The sequence below is a fragment of the Paenibacillus contaminans genome (assembly GCF_003285015.1).
In the GTDB taxonomy this organism is placed as follows: domain Bacteria; phylum Bacillota; class Bacilli; order Paenibacillales; family NBRC-103111; genus Paenibacillus_V; species Paenibacillus_V contaminans.
In genome coordinates, this window is sequence record NZ_QMFB01000030.1 from 99,151 (window position 1) to 117,286 (window position 18,136).

9 protein-coding genes are annotated in these 18,136 nt (G+C 50.6%); 3 read left to right on the top strand and 6 right to left on the bottom strand.

What is annotated here, in order from left to right:
* Positions 1-328 precede the first annotated feature (328 nt).
* Positions 329-7,054 (bottom strand): X2-like carbohydrate binding domain-containing protein, encoded by a 6,726-nt coding sequence (locus DQG23_RS33555; RefSeq protein WP_113035405.1) that lies wholly within the window; start codon positions 7,052-7,054, stop codon positions 329-331.
* 467 nt (positions 7,055-7,521) lie between these two features.
* Here DQG23_RS33555 and DQG23_RS33560 point away from each other — a divergent pair, with 467 nt between their 5' ends.
* Positions 7,522-8,133: a TVP38/TMEM64 family protein gene (locus tag DQG23_RS33560; RefSeq protein WP_113035406.1), complete on the top strand. Its 612-nt coding sequence runs from the start codon at positions 7,522-7,524 to the stop codon at positions 8,131-8,133.
* A 75-nt stretch (positions 8,134-8,208) separates the two neighbouring features.
* Here DQG23_RS33560 and DQG23_RS33565 read toward each other — a convergent pair whose 3' ends face one another.
* The 5 genes from DQG23_RS33565 to DQG23_RS33585 all read right to left on the bottom strand — a co-directional run bounded on the left by DQG23_RS33565 (position 8,209) and on the right by DQG23_RS33585 (position 16,358).
* Positions 8,209-10,173 carry a hypothetical protein gene (locus tag DQG23_RS33565; RefSeq protein ID WP_113035407.1) on the bottom strand — a complete coding sequence of 655 codons (1,965 nt, stop codon included), beginning with the start codon at positions 10,171-10,173 and terminating at the stop codon, positions 8,209-8,211.
* Between the two features lie 130 nt (positions 10,174-10,303).
* Positions 10,304-11,896, bottom strand: coding sequence for an extracellular solute-binding protein (locus DQG23_RS33570; protein WP_113035408.1), 1,593 nt, complete (start codon positions 11,894-11,896; stop codon positions 10,304-10,306).
* Between the two features lie 90 nt (positions 11,897-11,986).
* Complete coding sequence (locus DQG23_RS33575; RefSeq protein WP_113035409.1) at positions 11,987-12,874, bottom strand: carbohydrate ABC transporter permease; 888 nt, start codon at positions 12,872-12,874, stop codon at positions 11,987-11,989.
* 16 nt (positions 12,875-12,890) lie between these two features.
* Positions 12,891-13,808 (bottom strand): ABC transporter permease, encoded by a 918-nt coding sequence (locus DQG23_RS33580; RefSeq protein ID WP_113035410.1) that lies wholly within the window; start codon positions 13,806-13,808, stop codon positions 12,891-12,893.
* Between the two features lie 213 nt (positions 13,809-14,021).
* On the bottom strand, positions 14,022-16,358 hold the full coding sequence (locus tag DQG23_RS33585; protein WP_113035411.1) for a helix-turn-helix domain-containing protein: 2,337 nt from the start codon (positions 16,356-16,358) through the stop codon (positions 14,022-14,024).
* A gap of 305 nt (positions 16,359-16,663) precedes the next feature.
* On the opposite strand from DQG23_RS33585, the gene DQG23_RS33590 reads away from it, so the two are divergent.
* Entirely contained in the window at positions 16,664-17,821 is a 1,158-nt protein-coding gene (locus tag DQG23_RS33590; RefSeq protein WP_158560830.1) for a DUF4062 domain-containing protein, read from the top strand.
* On the top strand, positions 17,811-17,999 hold the full coding sequence (locus DQG23_RS33595) for a hypothetical protein (RefSeq protein WP_113035413.1): 189 nt from the start codon (positions 17,811-17,813) through the stop codon (positions 17,997-17,999). The genes DQG23_RS33590 and DQG23_RS33595 overlap by 11 nt, the downstream gene beginning before the upstream one ends.
* The last annotated feature ends 137 nt before the right edge of the window (positions 18,000-18,136 follow it).

The following is an 18,136-nucleotide window of genomic DNA, read 5'->3' on the forward strand; positions in this document are numbered from 1 at the left end:
CGAAAGTTAGTTTAATCCTATACAGAAATGGACGAACCGTAAACTGTAAAATACGAGAATAGACTGCAAAATTGCGGAATGCCGGCAGCGCTGCACATAGCAAGGATAAACGGCTTCGCCGTCCTTAAGGACTGGCACGTTTACCGAGGTTTAGAGCCGCTTCCACGATATACTTTCTGATAAACCAAGGATAAACGGCTTCGCCGTTTTCTAGACGGCGCGTTTACCGGGAAATGGAGCCGCATCTGCGATATACGTGCTGACATGTCGAAATGCCGGCAGAGAAAGCCTGCCGGCATAGGATAACGGTTTGAGCACCTGCAAACGATCAGGAATCCAGCTTCGCCAGATTATAAATCGCTTGCGCCGCTTCGGCGCGATTCGTCGAGCCAAGCGGAAAAAACCTGTCGCCGCTTCTGCCGGCAACCAGCCCAAGCGACGCTGCGGCATCCAGCGCTTGCCGCGCCCATTCGCTTGTTAAATCGCGGTCGGCGAACGCGGCTATCGGAGCTATCGGCGTTTGTTCGTTCTTGCTTCCCTGTTTCAGAGCGTAGGCGCGAACGAGCATGACCGCCATTTCTTCGCGGGTAATGGTTCGTTCCGGTGCAAATAGGCCGGTATCCGTACCATTGACAAGCCCGGCTTTGGCCGCCGCTGCGACGTATCCCGGGTACCATGCATCCGGATCCACATCTGCGAACGATACCGTTCCACCCGTCTCAAGTCCCAGCATGCGGACGAGCAGGGTTGCGAACTCGGCACGATTCACATCGCGGGACGGCTCAAATGCGTTGTCCGATACTCCTTCGACGAGATGGCGGGCAGCCGTCTCCTTCAGCATCCGGTAAGCCCAGTGTCCGGCCGGGACATCCTCGAACGTTTTGTCATAGGCAAGCACGACCACTTTACCGGGGCGTGGCAGCATCGCTTCGATCCGATCGCCGTTTACCTTGCCGCCCAAATATTCGAGTTTTCCGTCTTCTCCCAGCCTATATACCCCGATTAAACCTGCATCGGCTTGCTCATCGTAGGCTAAGCTGACCGTCAGCGGCAGCGCTAAATGTTCGCCGTCTTCTACAGCGGACAGCCGGATATCGTATACGGCGCTTGCTGCTTTCAACTCGGCATTCGCTTGCTCGCTCAACTGTGCAAGTTGCTGTTTTTCCGCTTCACCCCACCCGGCTTGAATGGAGACGACCAGTTTTTCCTCCTTATTTGCTGAGAAATTCAAAAGTTCTCTTACCTGCCCCATCGCCTCTTTCGATAGCCAAAGCGTTAAACCGTCTTTAACGATCGCTATTTGTTCGGCTTCTTCCAACAATTCGCGGGATACCGTCATTTCCGTCTGCCCTGCTTGCAGTGCCAGGAAAACGATCCCGTCTTGATTCGGCTTCGGAGCCGGCGGCTTCTCAACGACAGCTTGCCCGGCTCCCGGTTCATTCGTTCCCGTATTTTCAACAGCATTCGGCACTAGAATGAAATGAACCGTATAGGTTTTGCGGGTAACGCCGTCTTCGGCTGTGACCGTAATTTTGGTTTTGCCGGACCATGCCGCCGCCGCTTCAATATCGACCGCTGCATTTGCATCTTCTGCAGCCGCGGTTACGGTTGGAATACTGCTCGTTCCCTCGGGTCGCGAAACCGTATAATTCACCACATCGGCATTGAAACCGCTAATGGTTAAACCGTCTACTTTCAAGTCGCTTAAGTTGGCATTGTTATTCATTACGCGATCGTTAGCCAAAACCGTAAACGGATATATTTTTTCCTTGCGGTTTGCGGCGGCATCCGAAACGACTACCTTCAGTACATGGTCGCTCGCGCTTCCATCCATCTCGAGTTCCCCGCCTTCATAAGGAACATCGTCGATAAACGTTTCTACCCTCACACCCGGCCAGTTCCCATCCTGAAGCTTGGCAGTAAAAATAACATTGTCTCCCTCTTTGAAAACCGCCCCTTCTTTCATCTTGCCGCCGTTCGCATAGACGCTGAATGACGGCAAAGACAGGTTTGTCGGCTGAAGAATGAGTCCTTCGTATAGGCCGATTTCATAACCTTTGGACGATGTATTTTTGCCGATGACCTCATACTTGAGCTCATGCTTTCCGGCATCCAACGTTTGGGCTCCCATATCGACCGCAACAGGAACGGGAGCGTCGTAAGCCGTATTTTTGCTCGCATAAAGATCAAAATCCGCGCCAATCCGTTCCCCGTCCATATACATAGCCGCTATGCCGCGGGAATCATCCTTCGCATAATACGCGAATACGGTATATTCCTCAGCCGGACGGAAAAGCTCGAATTCCAGCCCCACGTAATCGCCGGCTTTCGTCGCCGACAGCACTCTTCCTTTTTCCCCGTAAGAATCGCTGTACATCTGAAGACCGACAGGTTCTTTCACCGGATATAACGACTGAATGGGATAAATATATTTGCTGGCGGCAAGATCTCCCCAGTCGTCATCGTGCCGGTAGACCGTTCCTGCAGGTGCCGGGGACGTTTCGAGAACGGCTGAAGTTTCGTCTCCGAACGGGAACAGCAGTTGAGCGCTAAAAGATAAGAAGTTTTCCGCGTTCACTCTGGAAGGCATGTTTAACGGCATTGTGTGCGATTTCGTCTTTTCCCCGCTCGTTCCCGAAGTAAGTCTAACGAATGTAGCCGTATTGTCGTCATCCACGATCCAAGCGGATACGGACGAATCCTCGTCGACTGCCTTCGCCCTGTCGAAGCCGGAAGCTGCTACTGCTTCATAGGCAATTTTGTACGTCGTCCGTTTCGGCATCGCGAAAGGAATAATCACGCCTTCTTCCAGTTGCGCGGGCGTGATGGTAAACACGACGTCATTTTCGGGATCGATGGTCCAGTTCGGGTTATTGCCGTCAGGCGGCAGGATTTTGGAAATGCGAATATCCAACGTCTCTTGCTCTACAAAACCCGCTGGAATTTTATCTTGGAAGCGAACTTCATTCAAATCCGTACTCATCGTGTGTACAAACGTGCTGAATGTAACCGGCGAATTCGGAGCAGGCTCTCCGTCGTATATTTTAGCCATTTTCAAATACGCTTTGCGTTGGAGCAGCGCCCATATTTCGGAATATTCTTCCTCAACGCCGGACAAGTATTGCAAAAATTCGGAAATATCCACGCCGGCCTTGTACAAATAAACTATGGCCAAGTAAGCATCCTGGATAACGACGCCATCATGCGAGACGGCAAATCGATCCGGATTCAGCTTATTCTCGAAACCGTCGTAATACCATCTTCCTTCCAGGTAAAATTCCCGCACCAAGTACCATAACAATCCGCGGGCATATTCTAAATATTGCGCCTTCAACTGCGGGTCCGTCTCGTAATAACCCAATTTGGCGGCTGTCAGCATGACAAGCGAGCTAACGTTATCGGTAGAATCGTCGCTCGTGATGCCGGCCGAGGCTCCCGACGGATTATACTCGGTCCAGTAATACACGTGATTATTCCATACCCCTTTATGGAACCCGTAACGCGGCACTTGGTTATAATAGAAGCTTTTTGCGGCCTGCAAATAATCTGCGTTTCCATATAATTCATAAGAGTTAATCATGGTCGAGGCGATTTGGCTGTTCACATGATGATCCGGTTCATGCAAGCTCCATTTGTAACCATAACCATCCAACCACTCCCAGTCGAATACATCGTCCCATCCGCCTGCCCATTCCGGATGCGGCACATATTGAGAAGGAAAGTATTTAGATACAAACCGGTTGCTGCCGTCAGGCTGCCACTGAGAGAACAATAAGTATTGAAGCAATTCATTCGATCTCTCTTTAAAATATGGTTCTCCGGTCAGTACATAAGACGGATTGTATTCGCTTTGCACATACCTTTGCATGCTTCTTGGAAAATATTTGTTGCTGTACCCGGCATGAGCGCTTAATAACGGATTGAACTCGATATCCCCGGCAATTGCAAGCGGCATTCCGGGCGCTATAGCTTGCCCGAGCAATCCGTTCATTACAGGAACCGTCGCATCTCTAGCCAATGTCAGCTCCGGCGTGCTTAAGGTAATGTAATTGAGCGCTTCGCCCTCGGTGGGACCGAAGTAATAGTCGGCTAACGGTTTTTGCGTCCATACCGAAGCCGCCGGCGGATTCAATTCGATGCCGGGCATCAGCGACCAGAAGTCTGCGGGCTCCATCTGTTCATTCACATCGTAGAGATCCGTCACGGGAACTAAATTTCGCGCCGAATCCACCAGCGTTTGCCGAAGCTCCGCTTCGTCCAGCCATACGCCGCCCGGTCCGCCAACCGGTTTTATCTGTATGTCTAATTGCGTTGCCGCTTCCGGAGCCCATTTCTGAGCGGTAAGAAGCTTCCATTCCGATGCGGCGGCGCCTGTAATCTCATCTAGCCGCAATCGTTCGCCCGCTTCATTAAACCACTCGAATACGAGAGCGATTGCGCTTGCACCGTTCTCCGTCTTGTAGCGCAGCTGAGCGTTGTACATTTTCCCGCCAAATACGGCAATATTCGGCTGCGAAACGATCGCAATGTCGTCTTGAGAAGCCCTTGTTACTTTCAAGGATTTTGCTCCGGTATACGTTTCGTCAGAAACGAGTTCCATCGAGCCGTTCGTCGCTTGTTTATCGTACACCCATGAATCCGGGACGGAATCTCCTTTCTCAAACCCGTGGTTGCGCAGCAGATTATGGTTAACCAATCTCGCCTGGTCAAACCAGACGCTTCCCGTTCCTTCCTTTACCATAAGGGAGACCTTGACGTAGCGGGCATCTCTCGGCGCAATCTGTTCATGGAATAATTTACGCCAATCGTTTCCATTCCGTACACCCGTAACGATCTCTCGGGAAAGGAAGCCCGCGGAATCAGGCGTTGAATACCATTCGATCGACATCGCAACGTCGCCTTGCAGATTGTCCGTCCGATAGAACGTCTCCACTTGATAAGCATTGTCCGGTACGATGACTGTATACGGGTGTATGATGCTCGATATATCGGTCTCATGGCCGTTTATCAGCTTTATGGATTTATTGCCGTCATGGGAAACGGAGTCGTCCCAGCTCCAGCTTCCGATTGTGCCGTCGTTGGAGAATTGCCAAGAATCGGGCGAGCCGCCCCCTTCTTCAAAGCCCGCATTGTTCAACAAATTGGTCGTAAAGGGAGTCGTCGTATCGATAATCGTCAGTGCCGCAGATGCTATGGAACCGCTTGAGAACGCAAAAGACAAGCCATACATCTTGGTCGCTAAAGAAGCAAGGTAACCCTCGTTAAGCGTCACGCGATTGCCTTGAACCGAATATTGCTGAGAAGTCAACAGCTGATTCCCGATCCGAAGCGCTGTCAGTTCCCCTTCGCTTTCTTTAAAATCAATCGTTAACGGCTGCCGCAGCAACTCGTTCTTATCGAATGTAACATCAGAAGCGAGTAATTTTGTGGAATTGACGATCAACAAGGAAAACGATTGATCGGCCCCTTCGCTAAATGCAAATTCGAAGGCCGTTACTCCCGAGAGGAGCTGCGATAAGTATTGTTTTTTCAGGATCACTTGATTTTGTTCCAGCGTATAATCTGTGCCTGCTTCCAGAATACCGCCGCCGGATCTAATTTCTCGCAGCGTATTGCCATTCGCGTATATGACCACGGGTATATCCTGCTGAGCGGGAATATTTTGATCAAATGCAGCGAAAGAAGGCGATATGGAAGAATTTAATACGATTCTATGAAGCGAAACATCGTCAAACCAAACCGTCCCGGGCGTATAAATATTGTGCAAAGATATGACGACCGATGTAGCGTTCACGGGTGACAGCACATTCATGGAGAACTTTTTCCATTCGCTCGCATTCCGATCGGCTCGAACGCTATCCGCGCTCAGGTAAGTCGAACCGTTATACCAGGACAGCTGAATGAGCGGCTGGCCGGCCAAATTTTCCGTTTTATAATAGACGCTAAAGTTATAATTTTTGCCCGCTTGCACCGGGACGCCGCTCCGTGTAACCACAGCTCTGTCGGAAGCGGTAGGAACCGTCAGCTTTACCGAACGGCTGCCGCTATTCGCCGTCGCGAGATCGAGCTCTGCTGTCCCATTCGTGTTCACCTTATTCAAAGTCCATCCGGCAGGGGAAGATGCGCCGTCTTCAAAACCGGGGTTATCGACCACATTTCCGCCTGCAGACGTTCCATTGGTTATGGTAATTTGCAGCATAAGCGTTTTACCGGAGCTGAAGGAAAAGGCAAGCTCTTGCAAGCCTTCTGGAAGTGAAGCCAAATACCCTTTTTTGATCGTGACCGCATCGCCGGACACCGTATAATCGGCACCGGATGTCAACGTATGCGCGCCGTTCGATATCGCCGTTAGCGTCGTATGAAGGACTGTCATGTTAATCTGAATATCCTGTTGATTAAGCGGAAACTTATCGAACTGCGCCGAAGTTGGAGAGATCGCCGCAAACGGTTGTGCCTTGGCAAGCGATACATCGTCAAACCAAACAGTCCCAGGCGTATAAAGATTGTGCAGGGAAATGGTCACAATGGTCGCGTTCGCCGGCGCCTGAACGGATGCGGCAAGCTTCGTCCAATCGTTTACAACTTGATTCGCTCGTATATTCTCGGCGCTCAGGTAAGTCGAGCCGTTATACCATGACAGTTGAATCAACGGCTGGCCTTGTAAATTTTCCGTTTTGTAATACACGCTAAAATCATAGGCTTCGCCCGCTTCCACAGGTATGCTCCCTTGTGTGGCCAGGGCTCTGTCCGCAGAGGTAGGAACCGTCAGCTTTACCGAACGGCTGCCGCTATTCGCCGTCGCGAGATCGAGCTCCGCTGCGCCATTCGTATTGACCTTATTCAATGTCCATCGGCTAGGAGAAGAAGCGCCGTCTTCAAAACCGGGGTTATAAACCATATTGGTTACCCCGATTGCCATCGTCGAAAAATCCGCCGGCGAACCTCCGTTCTCCGCATAGGAAGGGGTTGGCCAATAGCCGATTATCATACAGAATACCGTGACAAGCAGGATGAATTTGCGAACGGAACGAGGCCTTGTTAGATAAGGCAGCATGTAACTGATTCCTCCTTGACTTCAATTAATCCATTCTCTAAATCAAGCAATGAAACACGAATAGCTTTCAGATCTCCTCCGAATACCTCCTTTTTAACAGAACGCATTTTTTGAATCGACAGAAAACGCTTACAAACTCCTGATCGCCCCTCCCAAGCTATGATCGGGATTCCGCCTGCCCTTCGCGTATTCTCACGCCGATTGCAAGCACGCTTCCATCATTTCATAGCCGTTCTGCCAGGTATACTGTAAAATCGGATAGTTCCATGCTAGAAATCGACTGTACTTTTGGAACAAACTGCACATTTGGTGCTGTGATTCCGCAGCATGATTCACTTTCGGACAGACTGCCGGACAACGAAAAAAACAGCCGGCTAATTAGCTTGGCTGTTTGCTGCGTCGTTCGTTTTCGTCGAGCCCGAACTGCTTCATTGATTAGATCCGACTCCGTAAAGTAAACTAGTAACATGAGAACATTCGTCGCAATTTTTGGTTACGCGGTGTCCGCGATTCTATGCTTCATCTATAGGGATGAAATTATCGATTGGCTTCGGAGCGGGGACGCGCCGCTTGTCCTTATTTTTCTTATTGCCGTAGGTTTTATCTTATTTCCCGTCATTCCATTCAAAATCGTCATCGGGATCTTCGGATACATATACGGACCGCTGCTTGGCGCCTTTATCAGTTGGCTGGCCGCATCCGTCGGAACCGTGATCGTTTACCTGTTCGTGCAATTTTTCTTCCAAAAGCAAGCCCGCGCTTACTTATCCAAATTCAGCCGGCTTGAAAAGCTGCAGCAAAAGATGGAGCGGCATCCGTTTTGGACGATCGTTTTCGCCCGCATCATCCCCGTACTGCCGCAGGCTGCAGTCAACGTTTATTCGGCGCTGCTCTCCATTCGTCTTCCGACTTACGCAGCGGCATCCGCGATCGGCAAAATTCCGGCCATGCTCGTTTATGCTTATATCGGCCAATATTTATTTTCCGACACATTACGGCTGCTGACGGTCATCGGCATATACGCCGCGTTTTTATTGGTCACCTATCTCATTTACCGCCGTTACTTTTCTGCTTTGTAGGTCCTGCCGCGCAACGAAAACAACCGGTCTCGCCGACAATCATGTCGAGGAAACCGGTTCTTTGGTACAGGGCTTTTACCGCGGAGCCGTACTGCAGCTTCCTCGGGGCGCGGAGCCGTTTGCCTCGTCTTCGAGAAAAGGAAGCCGGGCGGTATCGAGTCCGGTAATCGCGAGTAACGGTTCTTTGGGGATTTTTCCGTTGATGGCCGCCATCTTCACCCCTTCGGTAAGCGGACTCCAGATGCACTCCATCTTAAGCCCGTCCCGTTCGTACACGGTGCGGCGCATGGAGGTAATGGCATTGCCGTAGGCCCATTCGTCGACGATCTTCCCGTCCTGGAACATGTGCCGGAAGTTATCAAAGCTGCCTACTTCCGCTTCGCTGCGCACTTCCGCAACAAAGCCGTTCCCCGTCAGCAAAAAGCCGCGTTTGGCAAAATCGCGCGCTTCTCCCTCATAATTGTAGAAGGATACCGCAAGGTAATCGTTGATCCTCTCCACTTTTACCGCTTTATCTCGTCCATGATTGCCGAATAGAAGCGGGAAGAAGGCCATATAGACCGGGCCATCCTTCACGAACACCGGGCAAGGCTCCACACTGCCGCCCTCCAGGCCGGACAGGTTCCGTTCGCCCAGCCAAACTTCTTCGACAAAGCCGTATCGCGCGGGAAACAGAAGCGTCAGCTTCAAGCTTGTGACCTGTTCGCTCAAGCACAGCTTGGGCTTATACAGCAGCATCGCTGTCCGGTCGTGCTGCATGCCGATTTTTCGGCCTTCGTCCAGTATGGAGTCGACCCAATTGAGCCAATTCAACCCGACGTATTGATTCATTTCGCTTGGTCTTTTGTCGTTCACGATGTAGTTGGCGTATACCGTCGCCACATCCGCTTGAGTGGCCACATGCTCCTTCCGCCGGTAAAGCAGGTGAAAGGAATCGGTAAAGACACCGGTCCGGAATTCGCGCGCAATGACGCCGAGAGCGTAGTCCGCAGTCATATAAGTCGAGTTGCTGCCCGAACCGGCGGGTAATTCCACAATATTGTCGGAAACGGCGGGATCGGCCGGCTGCGGATGATCGGTTGACGATGCAAGTTCATAAGTACCCTGCACGCGGTAAGGATAAGTTTTATGAAGTCCATGCTCCACTAAATAGTCCGGGCAATGGAAGGTCGTATTCAGCAGCCACCCGACGCTTACTTGCATGAAAGGCAAGTTATTATGAACCAATTCGTCCGTTTTGCCGTACTTGGAGGAAAATAACGTGTTCATCGGGTTGATCGCCATCTTGTCGCCCAGAAGCGCATACAAAATGAACCGCGATTGATGGGTATGCGCCGTCGAGTCGACTTCGTATACCCTGGAATAAGGACCGGCGGTCTGATACGTGGAGGGATGATAATGGCTCCACACATCGGCCCATAACCGCTCTTCGATCTGCAGCGCCAACATGCGAATCGTCGGCTCCTCAACCAGCTCCGCGATTTCCGCCATGCAATAAACTTGGATGGGCGAGTATGTCGGGCTGTTGAATTCGCTCATAAACCCTCGGCGCGTCAGCATGTCTTTCAAGTCATGCATGCGGCGGACGGCCAGCGCGGAATCGTCCGGGCGGCTGAAGTAGATTCCGGCCGCAAGCAGCGTATAACATCCCATCGTCGGGAAATTGTCGTTGGCGCCGCGGAATTCAAGATCGGTATGCCGGAACGAATCCAGCACATCAAGCAAATAAGCTTCCAGCGCGCCGATCGCCTGATCGTCGAGGTACCGTTTGTATTTTACTAAAAGCTGCAACGCGGCCATCGGTGTAAAGTGGCATGCGGCGAACGCGGATGCGGCTATAATCCGGTTGGCGGTTTTGATCGCTTCCGCATTCCCGCCGGAAACGTAAGAAATTGCGTACCACAACCGCTCTCTCAGTCTAGGCGGCGCCTCCGCTCCGATCCACCGGCCCGCTTCGTCGAAATAGTCCAAACTGTACGCCGCCAGCTTGGCGTATATTTGCCGCTGTCTTTCGATTTGACCTGGCACATCGTAGAACATTGCACCTGCTCCTTTTAAATCACCATATTAAAATAAAATCCCAAGTGAAATCATCCTGGCATACGGAACGATTTCACTTGGAGGAAAGCATTTTATGAAGGACAAGATTGTTGCGAAGCGTCCTAGTCTTTTACTTGTCGATCTTCAATTGCTGATAAAGCTCATTGGCATTTTTCTCAAGCACGGTACCGCCCAAGTCGTTCCATTGCTTCACAAAGTCGTCGAACGCAGATACCGGCAAGGTGCCGTTGACGATCTTGGCATACGTTTCAACCTTCAGCTTCATCATATCCGGCCAATATTTCCCGGCGTCCGGGACGGCGTCCGCCTTGCCGAACAAGCCTACCCGCGGATAATTGTATTCTCTCTGTACCTTCAGCAGCGCCTGGTCGTAATATTTGTCGGCAATTGCCGGATTCGGCTGCTGAACGAACAGATTGGCATAGCTGCCGTCCATCCCGAGCTTATCCCTTTCCGCTCCGTCATTGTACGGCGGGAGGTATTTGAGTCCGCCCTCTACGCCCTTGGCAGGATCGATATAATCCCAATGCGTACCTTGCACGCCCCAGAACATGCCGCGGTACAGTTCTTCATCGTTTTGCAGCTTATCGAAAATTTGAAGGATTTTGTTCATCTTCTCCGGCTGTTTCTCCAACTGCTTGCCGAATACCCACGAATTGCCCGTTAATCCCCATGCCCAAGTCGATCTTCCACCCGGACCTTGCGGCGGCGGAGCCATTTCTATTTTCGCATCCGGGTTAGCCTTCTTCTGGGCTTCCACCCACGAAGGGAACGTGTCTGCGCCAACATAGTCGAACATCGCCACTTTGCCGTCCAGCACCTTCTGCTGGGTGTCCTTGCCGGTTACGAACTCGGGATCGATATAACCTTTCTTATACCAGTCGGCGAGCAGCGTCAGCGCTTGTTTGGCCTCCGGCTGCGTGGCGCCGTTGACCGCCTTGCCGCTCTTCAGCTCCCATTGCGTCGGCATGACGCCATGAGCGCCGAAAATTTGCAGGAAGGCCGCAAATTCGGAATTGCCCCGGCTGGTCATGCCGGTTACGCCGATTTTCTTAAGCGCGGCAAACGCTGCCTCCAGCTCTTCAAGCGTATCCGGAATTTTATCGATGCCGGCTTTCTTCAGCAGATCCGTGCGCCATACTGCTCTGCTGGCAAATTGACCCGAGTAATAATACGTCGGCAATCCGTAGTTTTTGCCCTCGACATTCGGAATGTACCAGCTGCTTGCGGCGTACTTGTTGATCCCAGCGAAAATACCGGGTGCGTGCTGCTCGATCGATTTCATCGGCACTTCGGCCAAAATGCCCATGGATTGGAATTTTTTCAAGTCCGCCGGAGTTGCGGCATAGAAGACATCGGGAACGGTGCCGGAAGAAAGCAAAATTTTCTGTTTCTGCTGATAATCGTCGTAACCGATCGACGTTACTTTTAATTTGACGTTAAACTTCTCTTCAATGTACTTCTGGCCGTATGAATTTTCCGGAAGCGCGCTGACATTCGTACGGAGCATCCAATTGATTTCCATTGGCGGTTCTGACGTTTTTGCCGCCTCCGACTGCTTCGGCGCAGGCGAAGAGCTTGCCGCAGGTTTCTCCGTTTCGCTCTTGCCGCATCCGCTAAGAACGGTGGCAAGTAAAGCGGCAGCAGTAATTCCCCCTACTAAAAACCGGCTTTCGGCAATACGTTTTCCTTGTTTTTTCATATTGCTTATTCCCTCCCTTAATGATTCATACGTTTATATGAAGCCGTCCGGCGACATACCTGCGTCAAGCATTTCCTTTTGGTCCAAGCGTTACCCTTTGACGGAACCGAGCATAATGCCTTTGACGAAAAAGCGTTGAATAAACGGATACAGGATAACGATCGGCATGGAAATGATCATGACCGTAGCCGCTTTCATCGATTCCGGCGTCATGGCCTTTTGCGCGTTCATTTCCCTGGACACGTCGCCGAGAAACGAGCTCGTCTCGGTAATGACCACCTGGCGCAGAAAGAGCTGCAGCACTTGCAAATTCGGTTTGTTCGTATAGATGAGCGAATCGAACCAGGCGTTCCATTGCTCGACCGCGGTCCATAAACCGACAACCGCCAATACGGGCAGACTGAGCGGAATGATCAGCTTGAACAATACGACCCGTTCGCTGGCGCCATCCAATTTGATCGATTCGATCAATTCCTCCGGAATCGATTGAAAGAAATTTCGCATAATGATGACATTAAATGCGCTGACGGCGCCAGGAACAATATATACCAGAAAATTATCGATCAAGCCGAGTTCCTTCTTGAGCAGATAGGAAGGAATCAACCCTCCGCCGAACATCATGCTGAAAATCAGCAGGAACATTAGCATCCCCCGGTGCGGAAACCTCTTCCTCGAAAGCGGATACGCGACCATCGACGTGAGCAATAAAGCGAGCGTAGTGCCGCCGACGGTGCGCGCAATCGTAATCAAATACGCATCCTGAATCTCGCTTCGCTTCAAAATCTGCGCATAAGCTTGCAGGGTAGGGTCCGAAGGGAACAGATGCCAGCCGGACTGCACGGCTACCTCCGGAGGGCTTAACGAAAGCGTCAGCTCATAAAGAAACGGATAAAGCGTTGAGACACCAAGCAAGCATAACAGAAAGATGTTCACGAAATTGAACAAGCGTTCGCCCGTTGTTTTTTTGATCGCATGCATTGTATCGCCCCTCCTTTCACCATAGTCCTTGATCGCGGTCGTACCGCTTCACCAGCCAGTTCGTCGTGAAGATCAGAACCAGTCCGAATACGGAAGAGAACAAGCCTGCCGCAGTTCCCAAGCCGTAATCCATGGAAAGCAAATTCCGCAGCACGTAGGTATCCAAAATATCGCCGACATTGCTCGTCATCGGTGTGACCAGATTGTAGATCTGGTCGAAACCGACCGACAGGAAGCTGCCGATACTGAGGAGCAGCATCACGAGAATTGTCGGCATGATGCCGGGAATCGTGACGTTCCACAACCGCTGCCAGCGGCTTGCGCCGTCAACGATGGCCGCTTCGTATAACGTCGGATCGATGCCCGATAATGCGGCGAAATAAATGATGGAGCCCCAGCCGACCCCTGCCCAAATATCGGATAAAATGAGAATCCCGTAAAATTTGCTCGGCTGCTGGAGCCAAAGAACCGGCTCGAACCCGAATAGGCCGATGATCGCGTTCACCGCGCCGTTTAATCCCAGAAAGGCGAAAAGAATCGAAGCCAGAATGACCCAAGAGAAAAAATGGGGCAAGTACGATATCGTCTGAATGACCCGGCGGAACATCACATTCCGCACCTCGTTCAGCATAAGCGCCAAAATAATGGGAGCAGGAAAAGTAATCAAATACTTGAGCAGCGAAATCACAATCGTATTCCGCAATGCATTGGTGAATCCGTGTCCCGTGAACAGCCGCTGGAAATTGTCGAATCCAACCCACGGACTGCCCCACACGCCTTCCAACACGTGAAAATCCTTAAATGCGATTTGCAGCCCGTAAATCGGCACATATGCGAATAAGAAAAAGATACAGAAGCCGGGCAAAAACAGCGCGATTAAAAACTTGTTTTCTTTATACGTGTTCCAAAGAGATCGTAATTTGGCATTTGCCATCCTGTCGGCATCCTTTCCGTGTTGTCTTTATGCCGCCTATCATAGCCCGATCTTTCGTTACAAGTCGATATTCAAATGTTTAGCAGGAAAAAAGAAAGATCGAACCGCCGAAGCGTTTCGATCCGATCAAACGTAAACCCGATATGGCGCGCGGCTTTGAGGCAACCTTGCATTACGAAACGATGTTCAAATGTTCGGTGCGACGCCGCTCAGCTATTCGGGGGAATTTTGTTTGTGAAGCGTCCGAAACTCGCCCGGCGTCATTTGCTCCAGCTTCTTAAAGGCCCGGATCAGCTGCTGCGCGTTGCCGTACCCGACTTCCTTGGCGATGTCGGCAATCGTCAGCTCCGTTCGGAGCAGGAGCTTCTTGATTTGCGCTACCCGATATTTGGTCAAATAGTCGGTATAGGTCTCGCCGATTTCTTCTTTAAACAATTGGCTCAAATACGATTGGCTGATTTCCAATTGCTCGGCCGCCGTTTTAAATGCCGGATCCGACGCGTAGTTGCGATGAATATAATCCAGCACATGTGCGACGGTTTCTTTCGTTTTGCGTTTCCTTACCGACTCCATAAAGCGGATGGCCGGTTCGAAAAACTGTTTTTGCAACCATTCATTCAGCTCGGCGCTTCGTTCCAATTGCAAAAACTCCGCATACGGATTGCGGTTCGGGAAAATCGTCTCCAGCTCCTGATCGTATCCCTGCACAATCCGAATCGACGTAACGAGCAGCTGCAAATAAAACGTGCGCAGCAAGGAGAACGAAATCGGGTTCGCAGCAAAGTGGAGCTCGAATTGCTGCAAGCTTGCCGCTACGCCGTGCTGGTCGCCGACGCGAAACCGCTCCGTCAATTCCTGCTCGATATGGGCAGGGTAATGAATGGTTTTATAATCTTTCGAGCGGTCATAGTCCAGCCTTACCACTTCATCGCCGGCTTTCGTTCCGTACAAATGCATCGCCTGAATCGCTTCCCGGTAGCTTGCCGACAACTCTTGGAACGATTGCACTTTGGGGCCGACACCGATGGAAACGGTCTGCTTCAAATACTTTTTGATCGCTTGCCGGATCAATTCGGCCGCCTGCAATATTTCGCTCGGCTGCGTATCGTCTTGCATATTCAGAATGAGGATCGCGCTTGTTTTCGATACGATCGTTTCCGTCCTGTAGCGGTTCAGGAGCTCGCTTGCGATATTGGATACGGCATTGATAAATAAACCTTCGTCTCCGGGCCCGAACCGGCTGTCCTCCGCAGGCTCGTTCATTTCGATGACCAGCACGGAGAAAACGGGGAAATCGAACGCTTCGAAGGTTTTTTGCCGGTCCAAGGCGGACAACGCCTCCACCGAGCTGTAGCTTCCGACAATGGCCGAGAGCAAATAATGGGACCGCAGCAAGGGCAGCTGCTCTTTCCATCTCGCCCGCCCCGAGTCTACTTCCTTCAATAAATAGGAGACGCGATGTTCAATGCTCTGCACTTCCGCATGATAGGGAATTCCCGGCAAATCCGGTTCCGCGTCGCGGGTCCCCTCGTCATGCTTCGTCAACAATTCGAATATGCGGCGAACGCCTCGTTGAAATCGCTGAAAGCTAAAATAAGCGGTCAGAAGAGCGAACAGCGACAGGAAAATCGAGAGGGCGATAATCGCTTGTTTCAGCAGCCGCACCTTCTCGGCGGGCACCTTCGCGGGAATTAGCAGCGCGTAATTCCACCCGTTCAAAGCGGAGTGCTCGAGCGTGACAAACGCATCCGGTTTGCTCAGCAAAGCGCTGTTATTTTCCGACAGCTGATCGGATTTGAACGACAACAGCCGCTGAATGATGTCCGAATTAGGGGCCGGCGGCTTGCCTGTTTGCGTAATGAGCTTGCCGTCGTTCGTGAACACGATCAGCTGCCCATCCGCGTCGAGCGGAAAGCTTTGCATCATATCGTGGATAAACCCGGCATCCACGTTGATGACAAGCGCAGCCTTCGGTTCGGTATATAGAGGAGGCAAGATGCGGATATACGTAAACACGTTTTTTTCCGCGCCGGCTTCCTTAATCGTTCGGGGAGCGATCCAGAAGGTTTGAATCTTTTGTTCGACCGCTTCCTCAACCGCGGCGATCCATTTGTTGTCCGGAAAGCTCATATCGCTTACGGTCACGATATAGTTGGAAGAAATCGAAATGTTTTGCGGGATGTGGTACAAGTAGATGGAGTCCAGGGAATGCAAGGAATTTTTCATGGACGATATATCGTTCATCAAGCGCGCGGAAGTAAGCAGGGAACCGAGCGGAGGCTCCTCGCCGATATTCGCGAAATCGAGCACATTCGATTGAAAGGAGAATTGCGTCGTACTGCCTTCGATTTGTTGGATGAGCTGATCCATCTGATCCTTCATTTGGGCCAGCGTAATTTTCGAAGAGCGATGAATTTCCCCTTCGATGATGCCGCTTCCAATATGGTAAGTGATCGTACCGAACAGGAGCAGCGGGATGATGGACAGCAGCAAGAGCGCGGTCAACCATCTGCCGGCAACAATTTTTTTCCAAACGCGCGCGATCTTCACAATGTCTCTCCCAATCTTATGCAATTATTTCGAAACGGTCTCCATATTGTAGACTAGCATTCTGCTTTATTCAATCGTTTAACCGTGTAGAAGGACTACGCAAAATCGGTTTGCTGAAACGTTATAGCAAATCGTTCAATACGATTGTAGAGGTTTCTCATATTCCGTGTCAATAGTCTCCTTTTACTTGGTGTCTGACGGGAGAATAGTTAATCGCTGGGTCGATGAACCACTCGATAATTGTCATATTTTGAAGGTATGCTATAATTAATTGATAACGTTTGTGATAGGATGTGAGAATCGCCTTGTTCACGAAAACAAAGGTTTTTATAAGCTCTGTCGCTCAAGATACACTCCGGCCTCTGCGGGAGAGCATGTGGGATATATTGCGTGAGCTTGGGCATGAACCGATGCTTTTTGAAAAAAATTTCGGGGCATGGGATTCCCACACTAATCCTGTTCAAAAGTGTATCGAGTGTGTTCGTCAATCAGATGCGTTTTTACTTTTCATTTCAAACAAAGCCGGCACGTTTTACGAAAAGTCCCAGCGTACCGTTACGCATATGGAGCTCATTGAAGCTTATACACGGCGCAAGACCATTCTTGTGTTTGTGGACAGTGCGGTGAAGGCAGAATATTTCTCCAAGGCGAAGGTGACTATAGAGGAGTACGTGGAGGCCCATATTGCGGAAACATCCTCATTCCCAAAGGCTTCGGAAATCGTTACGGCACTCCGTCTTGCCGATCTGTCTTCTCACATCGATCCCTACGTTTGGTTTCTCATTCATGACATTGTTGGACGAGGCATCTATTTCGAGGACTTATCCCTTGCTGTTGCTCCTGACTGGAAAATGTATTTCAGTGACCTGTTGCGAAGAGGTATTCAATTGATGCCGTTTAAAGACGCAATTGAAACGAATGAGCGCCAATTGGAGCAATACGATCATTTTTACGATATACTGGCAAGTGTCATACCAAGCATTAACATAACTGGATTTCGTAGTCTTACTGCCTTTTTGGAATCCTTCCAACGTTCGGTATCGGGGGAGGTTGTGGAACACGACTATGGTTTCGTCAAGGAGCCAGTGGGTTCTTTCAGTGCTTGCTCAGCCGTTACCTTGTATGAGTTTCAAAAAGACCGCATGGTGGTATTGGGAAAGACGGGTTCTGCTACTGGAGATGATTATTACCTGCTGGACAACAAAGACTCCTTTGTTGCACTTACGTACAGTAACCCGGAGCCGGATGATCAGGTATTCTTCAAGGAATCGAATTGCACCTTTTACTTTTGCCTCCGGCTCCCAAATCATGTTATGACATTTCACTTGCCATGTGGACAGGAATGGAACACTGACAAGTTCATAGCTTCCAAAGACAGCGTGATACGTGCTATAATACATAAAAATGCATTGGCATTCGATTTTGTTCGAAGGCTAATAGGAGGGATGCAGCATGGCGACTAAGGTTTATGTATCGTTGAACGGGGTTGTTTCGGAAGCAGTAGGTACGCAGCCGAAGAATGCGCTGTTGTTTGCACCTTCTAAGAAAAGCGCGGCACAGGTTATACTGGAGCAGCGGGCGAATCGACGGAAAAACAGTCAGTTCATTAAAGAACGTCTTGATGAGGCGTTCAAAAGATAAATGGCTCGAGTTTTCATTTCTTCCAGATTATCGACGAACAATTATTAATGAAAGAACGCACCGCTCGCCGTGATGGTCAAGACCCTTATTTGTGGACACTGTAAAAAGCCCTAGGCAACAAGCTGGCGTCGGTACTC

Bases quoted from the DNA above. Each gene is read 5' to 3' on its own strand.
- DQG23_RS33565 (WP_113035407.1), bottom strand. From the start codon at position 10,173: ATGTTCTACGATGTGCCAGGTCAAATCGAAAGACAGCGGCAAATATAC.
- DQG23_RS33595 (WP_113035413.1), top strand. From the start codon at position 17,811: ATGGCGACTAAGGTTTATGTATCGTTGAACGGGGTTGTTTCGGAAGCA.
- DQG23_RS33560 (WP_113035406.1), top strand. From the start codon at position 7,522: ATGAGAACATTCGTCGCAATTTTTGGTTACGCGGTGTCCGCGATTCTA.
- DQG23_RS33570 (WP_113035408.1), bottom strand. From the start codon at position 11,896: ATGAAAAAACAAGGAAAACGTATTGCCGAAAGCCGGTTTTTAGTAGGG.
- DQG23_RS33580 (WP_113035410.1), bottom strand. From the start codon at position 13,808: ATGGCAAATGCCAAATTACGATCTCTTTGGAACACGTATAAAGAAAAC.
- DQG23_RS33575 (WP_113035409.1), bottom strand. From the start codon at position 12,874: ATGCATGCGATCAAAAAAACAACGGGCGAACGCTTGTTCAATTTCGTG.
- DQG23_RS33555 (WP_113035405.1), bottom strand. From the start codon at position 7,054: ATGCTGCCTTATCTAACAAGGCCTCGTTCCGTTCGCAAATTCATCCTG.